The 1132-nt window shown below is 33.8% G+C and carries 2 protein-coding genes; both read right to left on the reverse strand.

All coding sequences use genetic code 11. From position 1 onward, the window contains the following. Nucleotides 1-381: TRAP transporter small permease (locus BBG48_RS10745; protein WP_147292853.1), on the reverse strand; the 381-nt coding region annotated here is incomplete at its 3' end. A 91-nt stretch (nt 382-472) separates the two neighbouring features. Then, the coding region (gene dctP, locus BBG48_RS10750; RefSeq protein ID WP_199560413.1) for a TRAP transporter substrate-binding protein DctP at nt 473-1132 on the reverse strand (660 nt) is incomplete at its 5' end.

Genomic DNA, 1132 nt, shown 5'->3' on the forward strand with positions numbered 1-1132 from the left:
GGATATATATGCACTAGATACGGCAAGGACCGGTGTGACCTTTATATATGTAGTTTTTATATAAAGTATGCTTAAAGAGCATATAAAAACAATTACAAAAAATAAAATCAAATGCACTATTAGCTGCACTACGTTTCTCATATTATTACTAAAATGCTTTACTATCAAGTCTATGCCTATATGTTGTCCTTGCTTATATGCGGCAGATGCACCTATGTATACTGACCATACAAAGCACGCTGTAGCTGCCTCTTCCGACCAAGGAATACCTGTTTTTACAAAGTATCTCAAAAAAATATTAGCAACAACCAAAACCAGCGTACAGCAAATAAATAACGATGCTATTATTTCCTCAAAGTTGTTAAGCAATTTTTTTTGCATATTTTCTATGTCTCCTTTTGCAAAAATGGCTATAACTTAAATTATCAAAAGCTATAGCCATTTTTACTCTTATTCATTTACAAGCGTTCAATTATTTTTCTATCTCTTCAACTAATTTTTCGTAGATGCCAGGTGTTATGCCTTCCATTTTATCAAAAACGCTCTTTGCTCTTTCTTTAAACTTTGGTAAATCTACTTCATTAAACTCTATTCCCTTTTCTTCCAATGATTTTACCTGAGAGTCATAGTTAGTCTTTACCAATTCAATCATTTCTTTAGCATTTTTGTCAAACTCTTCTTGCATTATTGTTTGATATTCTGCCGGAATGCTATCAAACACTTCTTTGCTAATATATACTCCGCAAGTACCTAGGAAGTGCTTTGTCAAGCCAACATTTTTTACTACCTCTGCACTACCGTTTGCTGTCATAGCATCTACTGTACCTTCCAGCCCATCTACTACACCTTGCTGTACTGCACTGATAGTTTCTGAAAAAGCCATAGGAGTAGCTGTAGCTCCCATAGAATTTATAGTATCAATAAAAATCTGACTACCCGGAGTCCTTATTTTCATTCCTGCTAAATCTTCAGGCTCTACGATTTTTTTATTTGTCATCATATTTCTAAAGCCAAATACATAGTCAAGTGCCAATACCTTTATGCCTTTTTCTTCTTCCGCTTTTTTCACCATATCTTTAACCAAGTCGCTTTGAATGACTTTTGAATACTGGTCTATATCACTGTATAAAAA

This window comes from Criibacterium bergeronii, from assembly GCF_001693775.2.
In the GTDB taxonomy this organism is placed as follows: Bacteria; Bacillota; Clostridia; order Peptostreptococcales; family Filifactoraceae; genus Peptoanaerobacter; species Peptoanaerobacter bergeronii.